The following is a 23,310-nucleotide window of genomic DNA, read 5'->3' as shown; positions in this document are numbered from 1 at the left end:
ACCGCAATCGTAGCCCCGCGCGCCCCAGACCGCCGCCGCGCCGGGCGTCTAAAGAACCCGCGACCGGTGCATCATCAACCGGTCCCTGACACCCAGAGCTAACAATCCTACGCACCGCGCACGGTGTCAGACACCCCGCGACGACCGCCGTGCAGTGCCGACCGTCCCATGCGGGTGTCAGACACCTGAATTCAACGGCATGCCCACCAGAAAAACCCATCCCACAAGCACCGAAGGCCCGCCACCCTAGCCCCCCGGTGCCGGCCGGAAAGCAAAAGCGGCGAACCTTCGATACACCGTCAAACCGAATAAACCCCTACTGCGCAGGCACCACCGCGGTCACTTCAATTTCAACCTTCGCGCGATCCTCCACCAGAGCGGCCACTTCCACCGCCGTCATCGCCGGGAAATGCCGGCCGATCAACTCCCGGTAGTGCTTACCGATACCCGGATACGCCGCAACGTATTCCTTCCTATCCGTCACATACCAAGTCATCCGAACGATATGCTCAGGCTTCGCCCCGCCCTCGGCAAGAATCTGCACGATGTTCAACAGCGCCTGACGCACCTGGTCCGCAAAGTCATCGGACTCGAACTGCTGCTGCCCGTTCCATCCCACCTGTCCGCCCACGAACACAATCTTGCTGCCCACCTGCATCTCGGTCAGCACACCATTCGAATAGCCCCGGGGCGCCATCCAATCCGGCGGTTGCAGAATCTTCATAACGTCTCATCCTATTGATCAAATAAACAAACCACAGGGTGGCGCCCGCTTATGCCGCGGTTGCCAGAAAATGCTGCATGCGTTCCCGCAGATCCGCAGGCAGCGGCATCGACTTCATCGTTCGCAGATCCACCGTCACGATCGTCAGCGTCGCCGACAACCGCAACTGCCCGTCCGGCCCTTCAAACCGCACCAGCGCCTTGAACGACGCGCCACCAATACGCTGTACAGAAAGCGTCTGGCACAGCTTCTCGTGCCACCGGCTCGGCGCGCTGAAATCGCACGTCACCGACGCCATCGGCGTACCGATGTGCCGCTCCACATGCAGCGCATGAAACGGCAGCCCCATTCCCTTGTCGAACCACTCCTCGACGAAATCATTGATCATCTCGAAATAGCGCGGATAGAACACGATCCCCGCCGGATCGCAATGGCGGAATCGGACTTCTACCTGGCTCACGAAAGGAGCCGTCGTGATTGGTGCTGCCATGATGTTTCCTTTGATGCCTCTACCTGCTCACGCCATCTTGCGCAACGCAAACCGCTGCAACTTACCCGTCTCCGTCCGCGGCAACGTATCCACGAACTCGATCGCGCGTGGGTACTTGTAGGGCGCAATATTCGCCTTCACGAACGTCTGCATCGCCGTCACCAGCTCCGCGCTTGGCGCAAACCCCGGCTTCAGCACCACAAACGCCTTCACCACCTGACCGCGCTCGTCGTCCGTCGCGCCCACCACCCCGCACTCCGCCACCGCCTCGTGGCGCAGCAGCGCGTCTTCGACCTCCGGACCCGCAATGTTGTAGCCTGCCGACACGATCATGTCGTCGTTGCGCGCCTGATAGAACAGATAGCCGTCGTCATCCTGCACAAACGTGTCGCCCGGCAGATTCCAGCCGTCTTGCACGAACCGGCGCTGGCGCTCGTCCGCCAGATAGCGGCAGCCCGTCGGCCCCTTGATCGCCAACCGGCCCACCGTCCCGTTCGGCACCGGCTTCATCTCATCGTCAACGATCTGCGCCACATACCCCGGCACCACGCGGCCGATCGCGCCGCGGCGCACCGACTCAGGCGGGCTCGACACGAACACGTGGATCATCTCCGTGCCGCCGATGCCGTCGATCATCTCGATCCCCGTTGCATCCTTCCAGAGTTGGCGCGTCGCATCCGGCAGCGCTTCGCCCGCCGACACGCTCTTCTTCAGCGACGACAGATCGAACTTGCCCACCAGCGCCGCCATCTGGCGGTAGAAGGTCGGGGCCGTGAACACGATCGTCGCGCGGAACTCCTGGATCAGTTCCAGCAGGCTCTCCGGCGACAGCTTCTCGGCCAGCACCGTGCTCGCGCCCACGCGCAGCGGAAAGCACAGCAGGCCGCCCAGCCCGAACGTGAACGCCAGCGGCGGCGTGCCGCAGAAAATGTCGTCCGGACCCGGCTTGATCACATGCTTCGGAAACAGATCGCACATCGCCAGCACATCGCGATGGAAATGCATGCAGCCCTTCGGCGAGCCCGTCGTGCCGCTGGTGAACGCGATCAGGCACACATCGTCCGCCGCCGTATCGCACGCCTCGAACGTGTCAGGCTTGCCGGCCGCCAGCGCGTCCAGCGCATCGGCCGCCGAATCGTTGAAGTACATCACCTGCGCCAGACCCGGGCAGTGGTTCTCGTGATCCGGCTGCGCGCAGAACTGCGCCTCGTCCTTCAGGCGCACGTCGCACAGCACCGCCTGGATCTGCGCCTTCTCGATGATCTGCTTCAGTTCCTTCGAACGCAGCAGCGGCATCGTCGGCACCGTCACCAGACCCGCCTTGATCGCCGCCAGCCACGAGGCCGCCATCATCGGATTGTTCGGACCGCGCAGCAGCAGGCGATTACCCGGCACCAGCTTCATGTCCTCGGTCAGCACGCGCGCGATGCGGTTCGTCAGCGCGGCCAGTTCGCGGTAGGTCATCGTTGCCGGCTTGCCGTCCTGGCGCCAGCGCAGCGCCACGCGATCGCCGTGGCCTTGGCCGACCATCGCGTCCACCAATTCCACCGCGCAATTGAAACGCTTTGGATAGGCCACGTCGGGGCCATCCAGCAGGAACTCAGGCCATTGTTCGCCCGGGGGCAGGTTGTCCCGGGCAAAGGTGTCGATGTGGGCGGATACTTCCATGAAAATTCCCCTTGGCTGTGCGATGCGGTTTACGTTGCAAAAAGCAGGCGCTCGATGGCCCTTTATGCCTTCAGCAATTCACGGGCGATGATCAACTTCTGCACTTCCGTGGCGCCTTCGTAGATACGCAGCGCTCTGATTTCCCTGTAAAGCTTCTCCACCGGCATCCCCGACACCACGCCAGCGCCGCCGAACATCTGCAGCGCCCGGTCGATCACCGTCTGCGCCGACTCCGTGGCCGTCATCTTGGCCATCGCCGCTTCGCGCGTGGTGCGTAGCTTCTGCACGTCGCGCATCCACGCGGCGCGGTACGTCAGCAGCGCCGAGGCGTCGATGGCGGTTGCCATCTCGCCCAGCGCGGCTTGCGTCAGTTGCAGGTCGGCCAGCGTCTGGCCGAACATGCGGCGCGACTTGGCGCGCGCCAATCCTTCATCCAGCGCCCGGCGCGCAAACCCCAGCGCCGCCGCCGCCACCGACGCGCGGAAGATGTCCAGCGTCATCATGGCCAGCTTGAAACCCTGCCCTGCGTCGCCCAACCGGTGCGTCACCGGGATGCGGCAGTTGTCGAACGTGATGGTCGCCAGCGGATGCGGCGCGATCAGGTCGATGCGCTCGGCCACCTCGAACCCCGGCTTGTCCGCATCCACCACGAAGGCGCTGATGCCCCGCGCGCCCGGCGCTTCGCCCGTGCGCGCGAACACGACATAGAAGTCCGCAATGCCGCCGTTCGAAATCCACGTCTTGGCGCCATTCAGCACATAGTGATCGCCGTCCAGCTTGGCCTCGCAGGCCAGCGCCGCCACGTCCGAGCCCGCATCGGGCTCCGACAGCGCAAAGGCCGCAATCGCCTCGCCGCGCGCCACGCGCGGCAGGTAATGCTGGCGCAGCGCATCCGAGCCCATCAGCGAAATCGCGCCGCTGCCCAGGCCCTGCATCGCAAACGCAAAGTCCGCCAATCCCTCATGCCGGGCAAACGTCTCGCGCAGGATGCACACCGCGCGCGAGTCCACCTCCGGCAGCGCGCCGCCCCACGCCTCGCCGGGGCCGCCCGCCACCGCGTAGCGCAGCCAGCCGGCCTGGCCCATGGCCTTGACCAGTTTTTTGCATGCCGCATCTGCGTCGTGATGGTCCACGTCGCCCAGCGACTGCTCGCACCAGGCGTCCACGTCATGCGCCAGCTTGCGATGCGCGTCATCGAAAAAGGGCCAGTCCAGCCAGCTTGCGTCGCGCATCATCAGTTCCCCTCAAAGACGGGCTTCTGCTTGGCCACAAAGGCCTCGTAGGCGCGATGGAAATCGCGCGTCTGCATGCAGATGGCCTGGGCCTCGGCTTCGGCCTCGATGGCCTCGTCCACACCCATGTTCCATTCCTGATGCAACAGCTTCTTGGTCACGCCGTGCGCAAACGTCGGACCCGCAGCCAGTTGCGCCGCCAGCGTCTGCGCCGCTTCCAGCAACTTTCCGGATTCGTGCAGCGCATTGAAAAAGCCCCAGCTCGCGCCCTCGTCGGCCGTCATGGCGCGGCCGGTGTACAGCAGCTCGGAGGCACGGCCCTGACCGATCATGCGCGGCAGCAGCGTGCATGCGCCCATGTCGGCCCCCGCCAAACCCACGCGGGTAAAGAGGAACGCGGTCCGCGCGGCCGGCGTGCCCAACCGCATGTCCGACGCCAGCGCCACCATCGCCCCCGCGCCGGCGCAAACGCCGTCCACGGCCGCCACGATGGGCTGCGGGCAAGCGCGCATGGCCTTGACCAGATCACCCGTCATGCGCGTGAAATCCAGCAGTTCCGGCATGCTCATCTTCGTGAGCGGGCCGATGATCTCGTGCACGTCGCCGCCCGAGCAGAAATTGCCGCCCGCGCCCGTCACCACCACCACCTTGATGTCGGTGGCATACACCAGCGACCGGAAGAAATCGCGCAGTTCCGCGTACGAATCAAACGTCAGCGGATTCTTGCGCTCCGGACGGTTCAGCGTAATGGTGCCGACCTTGCCGTCGTCCGACACCTGCCACAGGAACGTCTTCGCCTGGTAGCCGGCGATGGGACGCTTGTGATGCTTCATGGTGTGCTCTTCGGGCTGCGTGCTCATGGTGTCTCCGTTCATGAATGCTGGGTGGATGGAACGCCGGCCTCAGCCGGTCATCACTTCGCCGCCGTCGACGGCGATCGCCTGGCCATTGATCGAAGCGGAGGCCGGCAGCGCCAGCCACGCGACCGTCTCGGCCACTTCCTCGGGCTGCACCAGGCGGCCCTGCGGGTTGCGCTCCGCCAGTTTCAGGCGGGCAGCTTCCGGCGTCATGCCGGTCTTCTCGACAATGTTCGCGACGGCGCCGCGCACAATGTCCGTCTCGGTATAGCCCGGGCAGACCGCGTTGACCGTCACGCCCTTCTGCGCCGTTTCCAGCGCCAGCGACCGGGTCAACCCGATCACGCCGTGCTTTGCAGCGCAGTAGGCACTTACATACCCATAGCCGATCAGCCCTGCGGTGCTGGCCACGTTGATCACACGGCCCCACTTTTCCTGCAGCATGCCGGGCAATGCCGCCTGGATGCAGTGGAAGGTGCCCGTCAGATTGACGGCAAGCATCTGGTTCCACAGCGCGGCATCCGTGCGGTCAAAGCGCTGGCTGACCGCCTGCCCCGCGTTGTTCACCAGGATCAGCACCGGGCCGAACTCGGACTCGGCCTGCGCAAAGGCTGCGCGCACCGAGGCTTCCTCGGCAATGTCCGCGCTGACTGCCTGCACCTGACCCAATCGGGCCAGCTCGTCGGCAGCCGTGTCCAGCGCGCCGCCATCGCGGCCCAGCAGCGTGACGCGGGCGCCGCGCTGAAGCAGCGCCCGGGCGGCTGCCAGACCGATGCCGCGCGCGCCCCCCGTCACCAGGGCGTGACGCCCGGCGAGCGGTAGCGATTGTGCGTTCATTTGATATCCAGTTGCGCCATCGCGGCGGCGCGTTCGAAGTTGGTTTCAAGCTGGCGCTTGCCGGCGAAATACTGGCTCGGCCACGACACATCAACATAGCCCACACGCGCCGCTTCGCGCAGCGTCCAGGAGGCGTCAGCCAAATGGGGACGTGCCAGCGCGCACAGGTCTGCCCGGCCCGAGGCGATGATGCCGTTGGCGTGATCGGCCTCGAAGATGGCGCCCACGGCAATCGTCGGGATGCCGGCTTCGTTGCGGACGCGATCGGCAAACGGCGTCTGGAACATGCGGCCGTACACCGGCTTTTCTTCCTTGCTGACCTGACCGGACGAGCAGTCGATCATGTCGGCGCCGGCCGCCTTGAAGTGACGCGCGATCTCGACCGCATCGTCCGCGGTGATGCCGCCTTCCACCCAATCGCTGGCCGAGATCCGCACCGACATCGGCTTGTCCTCGGGCCACACCGCGCGCACCGCATGGAACACCTCCAGCGGGAAGCGCAGCCGGTTCTCCAGACTGCCGCCGTATTCATCCTCACGCCGATTGGTCAGCGGCGAAATAAAGCTGGACAACAGATAGCCGTGCGCGCAGTGCAGCTCAAGCCAATCGAAGCCGGCAGCCGCCGCGCGGCGCGCGGCCGCCACGAAGTTGTCGCGCACTTCGTCCATATCCGCGCGCGTCATGGCGCGCGGCGTCTGCGACACGCCTTCGATGTACGGCAGGGCCGACGCCGACACCAGCGGCCAGTTTCCTTCCGCCAGCGGATGATCGATCTTCTGCCAACCGAGCTGCGTCGACCCCTTGCGGCCGGCATGACCCAACTGCATGCCAATGCGCGCATCGCTGTTGCCGTGCACAAAGGTCACGATGCGGGCAAACGCCTGCTGCTGCTCGTCATTCCACAGCCCCGGGCACCCCGGCGTGATGCGGCCGTCGGGCGACACGCAGGTCATTTCCACCATCACCAACCCGGCGCCACCCATGGCGCGCGCACCTAGGTGAACCAGATGGAAATCCCCCGGCACGCCGTCCGTGCACGAATACATGGCCATCGGCGACACGAGAATACGATTCTTCAGGCGCACGCCGCGCACCTGGTAAGGCGTCAGCATCGGAATCGCCGGACGCCGGCCCTCGGGCGTGGCCGCGCCCGCGCGTTCCGCGATCCAGCGCTCAAAGCCTTCCAGCCAGGCCGGATCGCGCAGGCGCAGATTCTCGTGCGAAATGCGCTGCGAACGGGTCAGCAACGAATACGCGAACTGCTCGGGTTCCAGGTCGGCGTAGCGCTCGACGTTCTCAAACCATTCGGTGGAGTTGCGGGCGGCGTTCTGGATCTTCAGGACCTCGACGCTACGCACTTCCTCGTAATGACGCAGCCCGGCCTCGACGCTGCCTTCCGCGCCGCTCAGGCAACGCGCCAGCTCGATCGCGTCTTCCAGCGCCAGCTTGGTGCCCGATCCGATGGAGAAGTGCGCGGTGTGCGCGGCATCGCCCATCAGCACGACCGGCACGCGGCGCTCGCCACGGGCGGTGTCCAGCTTGTTCCAGTGGACCCACGTATTGCAGATGACGCGCGGGAAACGGATCCAGATGGCCGACCCACGCAGGTGCGACGCATTGCTGATCAACGGATTGCCGTCCAGCCAGGGCGCGAACAGCTTCTCGCAATAGGCGATGCCCTCTTCCTGGCTCATCTGCTCGATGCCCGCAGCCTGCCAGGTTTCCTCCGGCGTCTCCACGATGAACGTGGACATGCCATCTTCGTACCGATAGGCATGCGCCTGGAACCAGCCGTGCTCGGTCTGCACGAAGGCAAAGGTGAAGGCATCAAACACCTTCTTGGTGCCCAGCCACACGAAGCGGCAGCGGCGCTGGTCGATGTCGGGATGGAACGTATCGGCGTACCGGGTACGGATCTGACTGTTGATGCCGTCCGAGGCAATGACGAGGTCGGCGTCGTACTCACGGGCGATGGCCTGGTCGTCCTGGACGAAGTTCTCGAAAACGAGCTTCACGCCCACGTCTTCGCAACGCGCCTGCAGGATGTTCAGAAGCTTCTTGCGCCCAATGCCGATAAAGCCGTGGCCGCTGCTGCGGATGCTGCGTCCCTTGAAATGGATGTCGATGTCATCCCAATGGTTGAACGCATCGCCAATGGTCTGCGCGGATACGGGATCGGCCTCACGCAAATTCTGCATGGTGGCGTCGGAGAAGACCACGCCCCAGCCAAAAGTGTCATACGGACGGTTGCGTTCGATGACGGTGACTTCGTTGGCGGGGTTCTGCAGTTTCATGAGCAGACCGAAATACAGGCCGGCGGGACCGCCGCCGATGCAGACTATCTTCATTGCCGTATACGCTCCAAGTACGCGACAGTCGCTCTGTGGTGCTGGAGCGGAAGCCGCAGATATTTAGGTCTGGATAGTTTAGGCTTGAAATATATATCGGAAGTGGTGGGTGTGCAAATGAGGGAAAGTATTTAGTGATGCTGGAGGGGGGAGGGGAAATGGGGACGGCTGGAGGGGGTGTCCGGGCGGGGGGGTACGGGGTGTGGGGTGTGGGGTGAGGCGCCTTTGACTGTGACTTCGATTGGCTGCGGCTTTGATTTGACGGTCGCGGCGTTCTTCTCCCGCCCCTCGGCACGGGCAACAGGGGGCCGAGCGCCCACGATTGCGGTCCGGAGCCTTCGCTCCGGCCTCCCCCTTCGTCATCTTCGTCCGCCTTCGGCTCCCTTCAGATTCCCTCGGGCGCATCGACGGCGCTCGGCCCCCTGTCGCCCGCACCGAGGAGCTGCGATGTGCATGATTCGGAGCGCTGCTAGAGCCGTGGTCAGGGACGAGTCTTGCGGGGCCCGCCGAGTCGCGGCCGCGCGGGCGGCCACGATCGGCATACGCGCTGTGGGTCGTCGTGGAGGTAGTCGCTTGCGCGCTTGCGGAGAGTGGGGTTCTAAAGCTCCAGCATCACCGTGGAGAGAGCGGTGATGGGCGGCGCGGCGACGGTTCGCCACAGCCTGCCGACCGGTTCGCGCCGCCCATAGGGCACTTGAGTTCAAGTGACGATGAATGGCGATCGGAGCGCTCCCTGGTGTCAGACAGCCGAGTCAGTCCTACGAATCCGACGGTGCCTGACACCCTAATCGGTCTTACGAATCTACGGGTTTCCGACACCCAAACGCTACCTACTCGCGAAGCGTCATCACCACAACGCAAGACGCCGCGTAAGTCTCCGGAGACCGCCCGCGCGGCCGAACGGAGACGGGCAGAGCAAAATGCTTCTAGTCCGAAGGTCCCTACGCAAAAATGCCAAGCACGCTGATCGTCCCAGCGGCCATCAGATTTCAATTGCCAGAGTCCGGTGCGGNNGTCCGGAGCGAAGGCTCCGGACCGCAATCGTGGCCCCGCGCGCCCCGGGACGCCACCGTGCCGGACGCCTCAAGAACTCAATCCGACAAACGAAGCGAACCACTCACCCCCGAGCCCGCAACCACTCCTCAAGATCCCCCGCAGGCAAAGGCGGCGAAAACAGAAACCCCTGCCCCGCAGCACACCCTTGCTCGATCAGAAACCGCCGCTGCTCTTCGTTCTCAACGCCCTCAGCCACAACCGGCAGACTCAAGCTCTCCCCAATCCGGATCACAGCACTGGTCAGCGCCCGAGCCGCATCATCGCTCTCCAACCCTTGCACGAAACTGCGATCCAGCTTCAGTTCGTCAACGATCAAGCGCCGCAAATGCCCCAGGCTGGAATATCCAGTCCCGAAGTCATCCATCGACAGCCGTACGCCCAACCGATGCAGTTCAGCAATCGTGCGCAACGTCCCGGCCGTGGCATCCAGAACCACGCCCTCGGTAATCTCGAGCATCAAATCCGCAGGCGCCAACCCGAACTCAGCCAACGTCGCCGCAATCATCCGCGGCAAGTTCAGATTGTGGAAATTCGTCGCCGACAGGTTCACCGACACCGAAGGAACACGCAGACCGTTGTTGCGCCAGATCGCCAGTTGCGAGCAGGCCTCGCGCAACGCCCAGTCGCCCAGATCACCGATCAGCCCACACTCTTCCGCCAGCGGTACAAAGCGCGCCGGCGAAATATCCCCCAGCGTCGGATGGCGCCAACGTGCAAGCGCCTCCACCCCATACAGGCTGCCGTTCTTCAACCCCACCTGCGGCTGATAGTGCAAACGCAAAGCCTTCGCTTCCAACGCATCCCGCAGCGCCGCTTCCAGCGCCAACCGCTCCTGCGCCTGACGATTCATCTCAGCGCTGAAGAACGAAATGCGATTGCGGCCCGCCGTCTTCGCCTGATACATCGCCATGTCCGCGTGACGCAGCAACGTATCCATGTCCCGGCCGTTCTCCGGGAACACGCTGATGCCGATACTCACCGACGGGTTCAGCGTGATGCCGCCCACCGAGAAAGGCTGCGCCAGCGCCACCAGGATGTGTTCCGCCGCCGCAGTCAAGCGGCCATGTTCGAACTCCGGCATCAGCATCACGAACTCGTCGCCGGAAAGCCGGCCCACGATATCCGTCGCCCGCGCCAACCGGCGCAGACGCTGCGCCACATCCCGCAGCAGCGCGTCCCCGATCGGATGGCCCAGCGTATCGTTCACCTGCTTGAAACGGTCTAGATCCAGGAACAGCACCGCCACCCGCTTGCGCTCCGGCTCCGCCCGCGCAATCGCCTGCTCCGCCTGCGCCAACAGCAGATTGCGATTTGGCAGTCCCGTCAGTTCGTCATAGAACGCCAATTGCCGGATGCGGGCGCGCGCTTCCTCGCGTTCCAGCGCCAGCGCGCACAGGTACACGCACACGTCCACCAGGCGGTGATGGAAATCATCAGGCAGCCGGCGTTCGCGGAAATAGAAACCGAACGTCCCGATCACCCGGCCATCGCTCGACTTGATCGGCGACGACCAGCACGCCTTGTATTCCTCCGGCAGCGGCAGATGGCGGTAATCGTCCCACAGCGGGTCTGTTGCAATGTCCGGGACGATCACCGGACGGCCTAGAAACGCCGCCGTGCCGCAGGCGCCCACCTGCGGGCCGATCGGCACGCCTTCCAGCGCGTCCGAATAGCCCTGCGGCAGGCTCGGCGCCGCCAGCGGGCGCAACAGGCCCGCGTCGTCCACGCGAACCACCGACGCCGCCACTTCCGGCGCCAGGCGCTCGACCTCCCGGCACACCATGTTCATGACCTCGACCACCGAGGCCTCGTTCACCATCGCCTGCAGCACCCGGCGCTGCAGCACCTCGTGCACCTTCGTCGGCGTGATGTCAGTCAGCACGTCCACGATGTTGACCAGCGTCCCGCGCTCGTCGAACACCGAGTTGGCCATCACCGACACCCACAGCGGCTTGCCGCCGCGGTCGTAGACCAGCACGTCCTTGTGATAGCCCTCGCGACAGGCCACGCGGCGGTGCAGTTCCTCGCGCGTGCCGCCGTCCGCGCGGCCGCCGGAAAGCAGTTCGCCCAGATCCTGGTCCAGCGCATCGCTACGGGAAAAACCGAGCATCCGCTGAAAGCCGTCGTTCACGTAGACGATGCGGCCATCGGAACCCGACACCGCCACCGCGTTGCCGGTCTCGTTGATGCCCAGCATCAGCAGGCGGATTTCTTCCTGGCGCTCCGCGTCCGCGATCGACTTGCGCGAAATCACCGTCACGCGGCCGACCTCGCCCGCGTCGTTCAGCAGCGGCAGGTAGGTCGCCTCGATCCACAGCGAGCTGCCGTCCTTCTTACGGTAACGGCACGTCCCCGAGAAGTGCTGGCCGCGGCGCAGCCGGTCCCAGACCTGCTCGCCGCTGCGCGTGCCACGGCCTTCGTCCATGCTGTCGCACAGCAGCTCGTGGCGCAGCGTCAGCGCCTCTTCGCGGGTGTAACCCACCGCGGCCAGGAAATTGGTATTGCCGTTCAACAAGGAGCCGGCTGCGTCGAAGTCGAACAGCAGCAAAGCGCGGTCCATCGACGTCAGATAATTGCCCACATGCCACGCGGCGCCTTGGGGGTTCGACTGCGAACCGCCAAGATGAGAATCAAGCATAAGGGGCTCCAACCCGGATAACAGCTGTTCCGGTTTCATTCAGCGCCTCGGAAAACCAAGGGCGACGCGATCGCGTCCGTCCTGCTTGGCCAGATACAACGCCTGATCCGCCCGGCTGAGCGTCTCCGAAAACGTTTCGCCCAACTGGTGATACGCCATGCCGATACTGACCGTCAGCCGCAGGACTTCGTCGCCGGCCGGCATCGCCAGCCCCCGCACGTCGCTGACCAGGCGGTCCATGACCGCCTGCGCCGCGTCCGGGTCCGTGTGGGGCAGCAGCACGAGGAATTCCTCGCCGCCCCAGCGGCCGCACAGATCGTATTCGCGCAGGCTTTCGCCCAGCACGCCCGCCAGTTCGACCAGGGCGCGGTCGCCCGTCTCGTGACCGAATCGGTCGTTCACGGCCTTGAAGTGATCCACGTCCAGCATCGCGACGACAAAGCTGTCGCCGCTGCGCGCAGCGCGCTGGACTTCCTGCTTGATCATTTCCATCAGCGCGCGCCGGTTCAACAGGCCCGTCAGGGGGTCGCGGCTGGACGTTTCCTCGAGCGCGCGGTTCAGGTCGCGCATCATGTTCTGGTAGTGATCCGAGATCCGCGCGATGCGGGTCAGGCGGCGCAGTTGGCGGTCGAACTGGTCGCACAGGCCCAGTTCACGTTCGTGCGCCATGCTTTGATAGGCGTCCGAAAGGTGCGTGACGCGCTGAATGCGCGCCATCTGTTCCTCGGTGTGCCGCCAGAGCGCTTCCAGCGCGTCGCGCAGCGGATGGCCGGCATGCGCCGGATCCGCCAGCAGCTCGGCGATACGCTGATCCAGTTCGGCGGCGCCCGGTTTCATTGGCGGCCAACCACCGAGAACGGGAACGTGCAGTCTTCCTTGAACTCTTCGGCCAGTTCGCCCACGCGCTCGTTGCGCATGTCGTAGAACCAGGTGACGCCGACCTCGCGGCCCTTGCGGTGCGCGGCCTCGAGCACATCGAAGATGTCCATGACGGACTTGATGCTGCTGGTGTTCAGGTACAGGAGTTCCAGCTCCAGCTTCAGCGGCGTGTCGCGATCCTGCAGGTACGACTCGACCCATTCAATGACCGGGCCGAACAGTTCGAAGGAATTCTCGGGGTAGGAGTCGCCGCGCATCGCCAGCACGCCGGCGGCAGCGTCGGCGGTGATGGCGGGCGTGGACTGGGTCCCGGGAATGTTCAGGTCTTTCATCAAATACTCCGAAAATAATCCTGTTGAGCGCGCGTCCTCAGACCACCACGCTCAGGCTGAAGAAGGCCTTGCCCGGCTGTGCAGCGGGGGTCAGGCTGGCTTCCAGCGGCGCGCCGGCGCGGCGCGCGATGTCAATGAGGCCCAGGCCCGCGCCTGACGCGACGCCCTGCGTACGCGGCTTGTGCAGTTGGGCCTTGTATTCGGCTTTCAGGGCCGGCTTGTCCAGCGCGGCCAGTTCCTGGATGCGGGCGACCAGGCTATGGCCGTCTTCCGCGCTGACCAGATTGCCCGCCGACACCACATAGCGGCTTTCGTCGCGGCGGCCGATCACCACCGTGGCGGAGGCGTCCGCGTCGCCGTTCTGCGCGGCGTACTGGCGGATGTTCTGGATCATCTCGATGTAGACCGAAAACACGTCCATGGCTTCAGCGGGCCGGACGTGCTCGGCGTTCAGGTAGTTCTTCAGCGCATTGCCGATTTCCTCGATCAGGCTGCGCGAGATCGGCCCGTTGAAACACAGCAACGTGCGGTTCTGGTCGAATCGCGCGCCCAACGCGTAAAGATCGGAGGCATTCATGGAGGGTACCGCCTTGATAACGATTATTCGAAACGGAAAGACAGCAAGGTGATGTCGTCGCGCTGGGGCCGGCCACCTTGGTACTCGGCGAGCGCCTGGCTGAACGCGGCCGCCTGTTCGGTTAACGGCCGGCGGGCGTGCGTCTTGAGCATGTCCGCAAAGCGCGTATTGCCAAAGCCGAACCCGTGCTCGCCGCCCGCCTGATCCAGAAAGCCGTCGGTCGCCAGGTAATACGTCCAGCCCGGCTCCATCTGCAACGTGTTGTTCTCGTAAACCCCCATACGCTTGTCGCCCAGCGCACGCCGGCCGCCGGGCACCTCATGCAGGTTTTCGCCGTCGCTTGCGTACAGGCTGATCTTCGCGCCTGCGTACAGCAGCCTGCCGGCTTGCCGGTCAATATATACCAGCCCCGCATCGGTATTGGTCGCCAGGGCCCGGGGCAGTTGCGCGTCGGCCAGCATGGCCCGGATGGCGTTGTCGGTACGCGTCAGAATGCCCGCGGGATCGCCCGGTCCGACCTCTGTGATCGCCAGGTCGATCGCCGCACGCGCCAGCATCGTCATCAGCGCGCCGGGCACGCCGTGGCCTGCGCAGTCCATGATGCCCAGCAGGCAGTTGGCGCCGTCCTCGCGGAACACGTAGAAATCCCCGCCGACCACGTCCCGCGGCTTCCACAGCACGAAATGGTGGGCGCCCAGCGACTGCGTCAGCTGGCGGTCCGGCAGGATCGCGCGCTGGATCAGGCTGGCGTAGTCGATGGAGTCGCCGATCTTCTTGTGCGCCGCGGCCATGGCGCGGTTGGCGTCTTCCAGTTCCGAGGTGCGTTCGCGCACCTTGGTTTCCAGCTCGGCCGTGTGCTTGCGCACCTTGTCAGCCATCACGCCGAACGCGCGGCTCAGGTCGCCGATTTCGTCCTGGCCGCCCGGCGGCAGGCGCACGTCGTAGCTGCCGTCGGCGATTGCCCGCGCGGACTGCTGCAGGCGGCGCAAGGGGCGCAGCATCAGGCGCTCGATGGCGTAGCCGAAGCACAGCAGCATCGCGGCAAACAGCAGCACCAGGCCGATGGCGGCCGGCCACAGCCAGCCGGTGTCCAGCACCCGGGCCGCGCCCAGGTCGACCACGGTCAGGACGTGCCAGTGCAGCTCCGGCATGTACGCCACCGAAACGAGCTGGCGCACGCCGTCCATCTTGACCCAGGCCGACTGCACGGACTGCGGATCCGCCTGGGCGGCATGCATGGCAGACAGCAGCTCGGCACGGCCCCCGCCCTCGTCCAGCAGGCCAAAGACCATGCCCTTGCCGCCCGCCCCCGCCGCGCCCGAGTTGTAGGCGATCAGCGCGGGGTTCATGTGCGCCTGGATCGCGCCCTCCTCGTCCACGATGATGGGCGTGACGCCGGGCTGGCCGCTATTTACGAATTCCTTCAGGAACCCGCCCACGTCCAGACCGGCGCCCGTCAGACCCATGACCGTCTCGCCGTCGCGGATCTGCACGTTGATCCAGACCTTGGTGGTCTTGAGTTTCAGGTCCGGGTTGACGTTGATGTTGTAGCGGGCGGGCGACTTGATCGTGGCGTAGAACCAGCCGTCGTCGGCCGCGCTGGGGCTGAGCGTGTAGCGCGGCGTCTCCGACAGCGGCTTGTCGTCGTTGAAGTAGTAGTTGCCGGAACTGGCGCTGGCGATGAAATACGCGCCGCCCAGCAGATCGCGCCGGTAGCCGTCGGCCTCGCGGAAGAACAGCTCGCGCGCGGCGGGATCGTTTTCATTTCGGAGCCAGCGGCGCGTGACCTCGCTGTCGGCCAGGCGCTGCGACAGCGCCAGTTCGCGCGACACCGGCGCCAGGATGCGCTGGCGGTTCAGTTGCGTGAAGTTGTCGGAAAAGGCGCGGCCAAAGTGCTCGCGGACGCCGTCCAGCACCTGCCAGCCGATCAGCGCGGCCGGCGCCAAGGCGACCAGGCACGCCAACAGCAGCGCCATCAGTGATTTCCTGCGCAATCCCCATTTCGCCATGCAAAGTCTTCCTGACAACTTGATGCGATGCCACGCGCGAAAAAGGGGACGCGGATAGGATGCGCTGACCTTACGAGGCGCCGAACCCGTGCTTCGCCCCGCCTTTTGAGCCATGAGCCTGAACGCCGGCGCCCCATGCGGGCAACCGGCGCGGCTAGTGTAGATGCCAAGGGGGTTTATTGATACAGGTGCAAACGTCTGGATGCGTTCGAGACACCTTAAGTTTCACCGCAGCAATATATATCGTGATTTATTGCGTTTTATATCAGCGGCTGTTACGTCTGGCAGGGCCGAATTGCAGCTTTATTACTACACGTTGGCTAGACGCCGAGATAGCGTTCCCAGAGGCTGCGATCGGCGTCCAGGGCCTGCGAGTCCCCGGTCCACACCACTTTGCCGCGTTCCAGAATGACATGGCGATCAGCCAGGCTGAGTAACCTTTCGACATATTTGTCGATTACCAGGATCGTCTGCCCGGCCTGACGCAGACGCGCCAGGCAGTTCCAGATCTCTTCCCGGATTTTCGGGGCCAGCCCTTCGGTGGCTTCGTCCAGAATCAGCAGCCGGGGGTTGGTCACTAAAGCGCGGCCAATGGCCAGCATCTGCTGCTCACCGCCCGACAACTGGTTGCCCATGTTTCGGGCGCGTTCAGCCAGCCGGGGGAAGAGTTCGAAGACGCGATCGGGCGTCCACGGTTCGCCGATCTCCGGGTTGCGCCCGGCCACGAAGGCCGTCAGGTGTTCGCGCACCGTCAGATTGGGAAAGCACTGACGCCCTTCCGGGACGATGGCGACGCCGGCCCGCGCGATGCGGTCCGGGCTCCATCCGCTGATATCCTGCCCCGCGAAATGGATCTTGCCGCCGCGCAGGGGCAACTGGCCGAACAACGTGCGCAGCAGCGTCGTCTTGCCCATGCCGTTGCGGCCCAGCAGCGTCACAACCTGCCCCGCGCCGATCTCAAGGTCCACGCCGAACAGCACCTGGCTGGCGCCGTAGCCGCTTTTGGCTGATTCGATGGTCAGCATCATGCGGTCTCCTCGTCGCCCAGATAGGCCTGGCGCACTTCGGGGTTGACGCGGATTTCGTCCGGCGTGCCCGAGGCGATCACCCGGCCATACACCAGCACGGACAGGCGGTCGGCCAGACGGAACACCGCCTGCATGTCGTGTTCAACCAGCAGCATGGCGGCGCGTCCCCGCAAGGATTCGATCAATTCGGTCAGGCGGACGGTCTCGTCGGGCCCCATGCCCGCCATCGGTTCGTCCAGCAGCAGCACCTTGGGCCGGGCGGCAAGCGCCAGCGCGAATTCCACCTTGCGCTGCTCGCCGTGCGGCAGCGTGCCCGCCGCGCGGTCCAGCAGGCTGGCATCGATGGCGCATTCGCGCGCCAGTTCGCGCGCCTGTTCGTACAGGGCGGATTCCGCGGCGCGCGGCTTCCAGAAGCGGAAGCTGCTGCCGGCGTGGGCCTGCACCGCCAGCACCAGGTTATCCAGCACGCTGGACTGCTTGAAGATGTTGGTGATCTGATAGGACCGCGACAGGCCCGCGGCCACGCGCTGGTGCGCGTTCATTGCAGTGACGTCGCGGCCGTCGACTTCCAGCGTGCCGGCGTCGGCGGACAGTGTGCCCGACAGCAGGTGGATCAACGTGGACTTGCCCGCGCCGTTGGGGCCGATCAGGGCATGGATCTCTCCCGGCGCCAACGACAGCGATACGTTGTCGGTGGCCACCAGCGCACCAAAGCGCCGGACCAATCCTCGCGCCTGCAGGGCGTGTGTCCCGCCTGCGGTGAGGCCAGTCGTGGCCCCAGTCGTGGCATTCATCGGATTGCTCATGAGCCCACCTTGCCGGATTGCGGCGCCGTGCGCCCGCTGAACAGCGGCCCGAACAGGCCGACCAGGCCGCGCGGCGCGCCAAACACCACGCAGAGCAGCAGCACGCCCAAAGGCAGGTGCCAGTATTCGGTCCACAGGCGCAGCACTTCTTCCAGCGTCAGCATCACGACTGCGCCGGCCACACCGCCATACCGCAGGCCGATGCCGCCCACCAGCACCATGATCAGCAGGTTGGCCGACTGGGTCCAATGCATCAGGCTGGGCGAAATGAAGAGGTTGTGGTTGGCCAGCAGCGCGCCGGCCAGCCCCGCCGCCGCGCCGCTCAGCGTGAACGCCATGAGCTTGATGCGGTACACGGGATAACCCATGGACTCCATGCGCGATTCGTTCTCGCGGATGCCCTGCAGCGCCATACCGAAGCGCGAGGCGACGACGTGACCGAAGGCCCACATCAGCAGCGCGAACAGCGCCAGCACCAGGTAATAGAAGCTGACATCGTGGGCCAGGTCGATGCCCGGCAGCGTGGAATATCCCGGCAGGTTCAGGCCGTCCTCACCGCCGTACTGGCGCAGCGAGATGAAGATGTAGAACAGCATCTGCGCGAACGCCAGCGTGATCATGATGAAGTACACGCCTCGTGTGCGCAGCGAGATCGCGCCCGTGATGCAGGCCAGCACGCCGGCCAGCAGCATGGCCACCGGCCAGGACACCAGCGCGGACGTGACGCCCGACATGGATAGGATGCCCACCGCATAGGCGCCCGCGCCGAAGAACGCGGCGTGACCCAAGGCCACCATGCCGCCATACCCCAGGATGAGGTTCAGGCTGGTTGCCGCCAGCGCGTAGATCAGCACGCGCCGCACGAAGGAAATGTAGAAGTCCAGGCCCAGCATGGGCGCGACCAGCGGGAACACCGCCAGCGCGGCCAGCAGGACCACGGTCCAGATCTTGGTTTTCATGGTCAGCCCCGCGCCGGAAAGAGGCCAGAGGGCCGGAACACCAGCACTGCCGCCATCAACACGTAGATGGCGATGGCCGCCAGAGTCGGACCGACGCTGGACGCCACAGCCGGCGAAAACACCTGGCGCAGCAGCATCGGCAGGAACGCCCGGCCGGCGGTGTCGACCATGCCGACCAGCAGCGCCCCCACGAAGGCGCCCCGGATCGAGCCGATGCCGCCGATGACGATGCACACCAGCACCAGGATCAGGATTTCTTCGCCCATGCCCACCTGCACCGAGGTGATCGGCCCCAGCAGCGCACCCGCCACCGCGGCCAGCATGGCGCCCAGCACGAACACGCCCAGGAACAGCAGCGGCACGCGCACGCCCATCAGCGTGGCCATCTGGCGGTTCGACGCCCCGGCCCGCACCAGCACGCCGGCACGGGTCCGCGTCACGAACCAGTACAGGCCCGCGGCCGCGGCCACGCCGAAGACAATGATCATCAGGCGGTAGGCGGGATACATCAGGTCGGGCAACAGGCGCACGGGACCGGACAGCATCGCGGGCATGTTCAGCATGACCGGCGCCGGACCCCAGATCATCTTGACCAGGTCATTGGCGATAAGGATGACGGCGTAGGTGCCCAGCACCTGGGCCAGATGGTCGCGCAGCGCCAGGCGGCGGATTAGTGAGAGTTCCAGCACGATGCCGACGATACCCGTGGCAACCGCCGCCACAAGAACCGCGGCGGTGAACGAGCCGGTGCGTTGCATGGTTTCGGCGGCGACATAGGCGCCAGCCATATAGAGCGAGCCGTGAGCCAGATTCATGATGTCCATGATCCCGAACACCAGGGTCAGCCCGGCCGCAATCAGAAACAACATCAACCCAAACTGCAGACCGTTCAGCAATTGCTCGACGATCAGCGTAAACGTCATGAAAACTTCCCCCTTGCCGCGCGCCGCCGATGGGCCCTCGCGATCAATTCACCAAAGCTATCCCACCTGCATCCTGAAACCAACGTCCGCAGCGCTCACGTCATGAGCCGCCGCCCCAAGCGAGGTCGCGCGGATCCGGCTCTGCCGGTCCGCTGCGACGCCCCCTGGGGGGAAGCGCGCAGCGCCTCGGGGGGGGTCACATCTTTTTGCAGTCGCCGACGTACACGTCCTGGTACTTGTCGAAGACCTTGCCCACCAGCTTGTTGGTGATGCGGCCGCTGCCGTCCTTCTCAACGACGCGCAGGTAGTAGGCCTGGATCGGGTAGTGGTTCTTGCCGTAGGTGAAGCTGCCGCGCACCGAGGGGTAGTCGGCCTTTTCCAGCGCCTTCACGATGGCTTCACGGTCGGTGGCCTTGCCGCCGGCCTGCTTGACGGCGGCGTCCATGGCCATGATCACGTCATACGCCTGGGCGGCGTACACCGACGGGTAACGGCCGTTGTATTCCTTGCGGAAGGCCTCGACGAAGGCCTTGTTCTGCGGCACGTCCAGGTCATGCGCCCATTGCGCGGTGTTGTACATGCCCAGCATGGGGTCGCCCACGGCCTGGATCACGTCCTCGTCGGCCGAGAAGCCCGGGCCGATCAGCTTGACGTTCTGCGACAGGCCGGCGGACACGAACTGCTTGACGAAGTTGATGCCCATGCCGCCCGGCAGGAAGATGTAGACGGCGTCCGGCTTGGCGGCGCGGATCTGTGCGATCTCGGCGGCGTAGTCGATCTGGCCGAGCTTGGTGTAGACCTCGTCGCCCGGAGCGGTCTTGTAGCCGCGCTTGAAGCCGGTCAGCGCATCCTTGCCGGCCGGGTAGTCCGGGGCCATGATGAACATCTTCTTGAAGCCGCGGTCCGCCGCGACCTTGCCGGCCGCTTCGTGGAAGGCGTCGTTCTGGTACGACGTGCCGAACCAGTAGTTGTTGCACTGGGCGCCGGCGAACTGGCTGGGGCCGGGGTTGTTGGACAGGTAGGGCACCTTCGCGGCGAACAGCGCGGGGCCGACGGCCAGCGCCACGTTCGAGCCGATGGGGCCTGTGAAGAAATCGACCTTTTCGCGCTGGATGTAGCGCGTGACGAGCTGGCGGGCCTGGTCCGGATTGCCGCCCATGTCGGTTTGCAGGAATTCCGCGGGCTGGCCGCCGAGCTTGCTGCCCAATTGCTTGATGGCCAGGTTGAAGCCGTCGCGGGCTTCGGCGCCCAGCGCCGAGAACGGGCCCGAGATGTCGTTGGCGATGCCGACCTTGACGGTGTCGGCCTGTGCCAGGGCGGGAATCAGGGCGGCCGCAGCCAGGAAGGAAGTGATCAAACGCATGGTGGTGTGCTCCGTGCGCGAGCCCGCGCAGAGGGTGTTCTTTTTGAAAGTGCGATGCGAAAGACTTCTATGCCCGGGCCGTTGGCGCCAATGTCGTCACCGTCAGGCCCAAGCCTGCAGAACGGATTGCTCTGCAACGCCCCAATTCCCTCATGCAGCACAGGGAAAACTGGCGTGGTTCATAGTTTAGGTTTAAAGTAATCGGCAAAACAAGTCTAGGGTTTTTACCACCTGCCGCCATGGTCACCCTCTACCGCAACTACGATCGCGCCGAACTGGACCTCCAGTACAACGCTCGCGCGACAGTACCCGACATCCAACCGATACTCAAGAAATACGCCGAGGACAGCGCCACGGCGCGCAGCACGCTGGAATGCGCGCTGGACGTGCCTTTTGGCGGTCATCCGGATGAACTGCTGGACATATTTCCAGCCGCGGCCGGCAAGTCGGGCGCGCCCGTCTTCGTGTTCATCCACGGCGGCTACTGGCGCCTCTTGTCCAAGAACGAATCCAGCAACATGGCGCCCGCGTTCACGCAGGCCGGCGCGGTGGTGGTGTCGGTGAATTATTCGCTGGCCCCGGCCGTCACGCTGGACCGCATCGTCGACCAGAACCGGCGCGCGCTGGCCTGGATTCACCACCACATCGCCGAATACGGCGGCGACCCGTCGCGCATCCACATCTGCGGCAGCTCGGCGGGCGGGCATCTGGTCGGCGCGCTGCTCGCCGGCGGCTGGCATGCCGGTTATGACGTGCCGCCCGGCGTGGTCAGAGGCGCCGCGCCCCTGTCGGGCCTGTTCGACCTGCGCCCGCTGGTGCACACCCACATCAACGAATGGATGCGCATGAGCGACGCCGACGCCATCCGCAACAGCCCCGCTCTGCATTTGCCGCAGGCGGGCTGCCCGCTGGTGGTCAGCTACGGTGAATCCGAAACCGACGAATTCAAGCGCCAGAGCGATGATTATCTGGCCGCATGGCGGGCGCGCGGTTTTCCCGGTAGGTATGTACCAATGCCGGGGACCAATCATTTTGATATTGTCCTGACGCTCAACGATCCGAACAGCCCGCTGACCCAAGCCATCTTCGAACAGATGGGTCTGGCGCCCTCTTCACCCCCGCATTCCCGGTAATCTTCCGAGCCATGACCGATACCCCCGACCTGGAATCCCGCGCCGCGCCCGACGACCATCACGCGCTGCGCCTGTGGCTGCGCATGTTGACCTGCGCCAACCTCATCGAAGGCGAGATCCGCAGCCGCCTGCGCAACGACTTCGACACCACCCTGCCGCGTTTCGACCTGATGGCGCAGTTGCAGCGCGCGCCCAAGGGCATGAAGATGGGCGAGCTGTCGCGCCACATGATGGTCACCAACGGCAATATCACCGGGATCACCGACCAGCTCGAAAAAGAAGGCCTGGTGGTGCGGACCAAGGTCGAGTCCGACCGCCGCAGCTCGCTCATCAAGTTGACGCCGCAAGGCAAGAAGAGCTTTGCGCGCATGGCCCGCGCCCACGAGAACTGGGTCAAATCCATGTTTGCCGAACTGCCCGAGGCCAGCCGCAACGCCCTGTTCCAGGCGCTGGGCGAACTGAAGCTGCAGGTGGTGGCCACGCGCTCGGCGGCGGCCCGCGACTGAGGGCGGACCAGGACTTTTTCGCGACGGTCCGGCCTGCCGGATTGGCGCATAATTGCCGCCATGATTCCGGTTTCTCTTCCTGGCGGTAATTTCTATGTGCTGATGGCGGCTTCGCTCGCCTGCCTCGCCACGCTGTTCACCTGGCTGGCCGCCCTGGCCACCTCGCCCGGCGCGCGAGACTGGCTGTCCGGCCACCGGCGCGCCGGCACCGTCCTGATGGCCGTGCTGGCCGTCATCGGCGCCATCTTCCCGTATCAGCAGTTCAGCCAGTGGTTCTCCGTCCAGCGCGAAGCGCAGGCCGACGACGCGCGCAAGACGGTGCTGTCACAACCCACACAACTGGCCGGCGTCCAGATGCCCATCGGCACCACGCTTCGGCTTGCCACGCCCGGTGAACTGGCATCGTTCGACCGGGCCGTCTTTCCCGAATCCCACCCGGCAGACATCCAGGGCGTCGCCGCGACGCGCCTGTTCCGTTACCCCGCCACGCCCAAGCAGCCCGAAACCCTGTCCGCCGAGATCGCGCGCGACCAGGCGCTGGAAGGCTGGCTGTGCGCGCACGGCCATCGCATCGAATTCGTGGTGCAAGGCGGGCATCCGCAGTTTTCGAGCTGCCACCTTGCCATCGGCAATACGCTGGACCAGCAACCGGTGCCTGCGGGCGCCTGGTTGAAGGTCGACCCCGCGGCGCGCGGCACGGCGCTGGACAAGACCGGCACGGCGCCCCGCTGGCTGCTGCGCACCGAAGGCAGCGACGCCCTGACCGTGGCCGGGATCCCCCTGCTGAAGGTGGACCTGCAACTGGATGCGCAGCGCCGGATGCTCGGCTTCGAAGGCCTGGCGGCGCGCGACACCGTGCTGGGAGAGATGACCTACCCGCCGGGTACGCGCGTCCTGGCCGCCAATCCGCGCCTGCAGGGCGCGCAGCCGGGCGATCTGCTGTTC

The 23,310-nt window shown here is 65.3% G+C and carries 20 protein-coding genes; 3 read left to right on the top strand and 17 right to left on the bottom strand.

Annotated features, from left to right (window positions below; genetic code table 11):
- Positions 1-316: 316 nt before the first annotated feature.
- The 17 genes from B3446_RS05095 to B3446_RS05015 all read right to left on the bottom strand — a co-directional run bounded on the left by B3446_RS05095 (position 317) and on the right by B3446_RS05015 (position 20,726).
- Entirely contained in the window at positions 317-724 is a 408-nt protein-coding gene (locus B3446_RS05095; RefSeq protein ID WP_175125933.1) for a RidA family protein, read from the bottom strand.
- A gap of 49 nt (positions 725-773) precedes the next feature.
- The gene (locus tag B3446_RS05090; RefSeq protein WP_291378107.1) at positions 774-1,214 is read right to left on the bottom strand and encodes an acyl-CoA thioesterase; all 441 of its coding nucleotides are present in this window, start codon (positions 1,212-1,214) and stop codon (positions 774-776) included.
- Between the two features lie 27 nt (positions 1,215-1,241).
- The gene (locus B3446_RS05085; RefSeq protein ID WP_291378105.1) at positions 1,242-2,882 is read right to left on the bottom strand and encodes an AMP-binding protein; all 1,641 of its coding nucleotides are present in this window, start codon (positions 2,880-2,882) and stop codon (positions 1,242-1,244) included.
- A 62-nt stretch (positions 2,883-2,944) separates the two neighbouring features.
- The gene (locus B3446_RS05080; protein ID WP_291378109.1) at positions 2,945-4,114 is read right to left on the bottom strand and encodes an acyl-CoA dehydrogenase family protein; all 1,170 of its coding nucleotides are present in this window, start codon (positions 4,112-4,114) and stop codon (positions 2,945-2,947) included.
- 2 nt (positions 4,115-4,116) lie between these two features.
- The gene (locus B3446_RS05075) at positions 4,117-4,974 is read right to left on the bottom strand and encodes an enoyl-CoA hydratase family protein (RefSeq protein ID WP_175125936.1); all 858 of its coding nucleotides are present in this window, start codon (positions 4,972-4,974) and stop codon (positions 4,117-4,119) included.
- Positions 4,975-5,016: 42 nt separating this feature from the next.
- Positions 5,017-5,808 (bottom strand): SDR family NAD(P)-dependent oxidoreductase, encoded by a 792-nt coding sequence (locus tag B3446_RS05070; RefSeq protein ID WP_291378103.1) that lies wholly within the window; start codon positions 5,806-5,808, stop codon positions 5,017-5,019.
- Positions 5,805-8,156 carry a bifunctional salicylyl-CoA 5-hydroxylase/oxidoreductase gene (locus tag B3446_RS05065; RefSeq protein ID WP_291378101.1) on the bottom strand — a complete coding sequence of 784 codons (2,352 nt, stop codon included), beginning with the start codon at positions 8,154-8,156 and terminating at the stop codon, positions 5,805-5,807. The genes B3446_RS05070 and B3446_RS05065 overlap by 4 nt, the downstream gene beginning before the upstream one ends.
- A 1,117-nt stretch (positions 8,157-9,273) precedes the next feature.
- Positions 9,274-11,850 carry a sensor domain-containing protein gene (locus B3446_RS05060; protein ID WP_224777007.1) on the bottom strand — a complete coding sequence of 859 codons (2,577 nt, stop codon included), beginning with the start codon at positions 11,848-11,850 and terminating at the stop codon, positions 9,274-9,276.
- 39 nt (positions 11,851-11,889) lie between these two features.
- On the bottom strand, positions 11,890-12,687 hold the full coding sequence (gene siaD, locus B3446_RS05055; protein ID WP_291378098.1) for a biofilm regulation diguanylate cyclase SiaD: 798 nt from the start codon (positions 12,685-12,687) through the stop codon (positions 11,890-11,892).
- Positions 12,684-13,061, bottom strand: coding sequence for a biofilm regulation phosphoprotein SiaC (gene siaC / locus B3446_RS05050; RefSeq protein ID WP_056564583.1), 378 nt, complete (start codon positions 13,059-13,061; stop codon positions 12,684-12,686). The genes siaD and siaC overlap by 4 nt, the downstream gene beginning before the upstream one ends.
- A 37-nt stretch (positions 13,062-13,098) precedes the next feature.
- Positions 13,099-13,638 (bottom strand): biofilm regulation protein kinase SiaB, encoded by a 540-nt coding sequence (gene siaB / locus B3446_RS05045; protein WP_056564586.1) that lies wholly within the window; start codon positions 13,636-13,638, stop codon positions 13,099-13,101.
- 23 nt (positions 13,639-13,661) lie between these two features.
- The gene (siaA, locus tag B3446_RS05040; RefSeq protein WP_224777006.1) at positions 13,662-15,647 is read right to left on the bottom strand and encodes a biofilm regulation protein phosphatase SiaA; all 1,986 of its coding nucleotides are present in this window, start codon (positions 15,645-15,647) and stop codon (positions 13,662-13,664) included.
- A 320-nt stretch (positions 15,648-15,967) separates the two neighbouring features.
- Positions 15,968-16,672 (bottom strand): ABC transporter ATP-binding protein, encoded by a 705-nt coding sequence (locus B3446_RS05035; RefSeq protein WP_175125965.1) that lies wholly within the window; start codon positions 16,670-16,672, stop codon positions 15,968-15,970.
- A complete protein-coding gene (locus B3446_RS05030) occupies positions 16,672-17,469 on the bottom strand; it encodes an ABC transporter ATP-binding protein (RefSeq protein WP_291378095.1) in 798 nt (265 codons plus the stop codon). The genes B3446_RS05035 and B3446_RS05030 overlap by 1 nt, the downstream gene beginning before the upstream one ends.
- An 8-nt stretch (positions 17,470-17,477) precedes the next feature.
- Entirely contained in the window at positions 17,478-18,440 is a 963-nt protein-coding gene (locus tag B3446_RS05025; protein WP_191579458.1) for a branched-chain amino acid ABC transporter permease, read from the bottom strand.
- A gap of 2 nt (positions 18,441-18,442) precedes the next feature.
- Entirely contained in the window at positions 18,443-19,363 is a 921-nt protein-coding gene (locus tag B3446_RS05020) for a branched-chain amino acid ABC transporter permease (RefSeq protein ID WP_063953921.1), read from the bottom strand.
- Between the two features lie 196 nt (positions 19,364-19,559).
- Positions 19,560-20,726 carry an ABC transporter substrate-binding protein gene (locus tag B3446_RS05015; protein ID WP_291378094.1) on the bottom strand — a complete coding sequence of 389 codons (1,167 nt, stop codon included), beginning with the start codon at positions 20,724-20,726 and terminating at the stop codon, positions 19,560-19,562.
- Between the two features lie 239 nt (positions 20,727-20,965).
- On the opposite strand from B3446_RS05015, the gene B3446_RS05010 reads away from it, so the two are divergent.
- The 3 genes from B3446_RS05010 to B3446_RS05000 all read left to right on the top strand — a co-directional run.
- Positions 20,966-21,859 carry an alpha/beta hydrolase gene (locus B3446_RS05010; RefSeq protein WP_291378092.1) on the top strand — a complete coding sequence of 298 codons (894 nt, stop codon included), beginning with the start codon at positions 20,966-20,968 and terminating at the stop codon, positions 21,857-21,859.
- Between the two features lie 11 nt (positions 21,860-21,870).
- Positions 21,871-22,365, top strand: a complete 495-nt coding sequence (locus B3446_RS05005; RefSeq protein WP_056564603.1) for a MarR family winged helix-turn-helix transcriptional regulator — start codon at positions 21,871-21,873, stop codon at positions 22,363-22,365.
- A gap of 60 nt (positions 22,366-22,425) precedes the next feature.
- Positions 22,426-23,310: hypothetical protein (locus tag B3446_RS05000; RefSeq protein WP_291378091.1), on the top strand; the 885-nt coding region annotated here is incomplete at its 3' end.

The sequence above is a fragment of the Achromobacter sp. UBA5777 genome, from assembly GCF_002418565.1.
Classification (GTDB): Bacteria; Pseudomonadota; Gammaproteobacteria; order Burkholderiales; family Burkholderiaceae_B; genus Achromobacter; species Achromobacter animicus.
The sequence above is the reverse complement of the archived record's forward strand: the minus strand, read 5'-3'. Positions and strand labels throughout refer to the sequence as shown.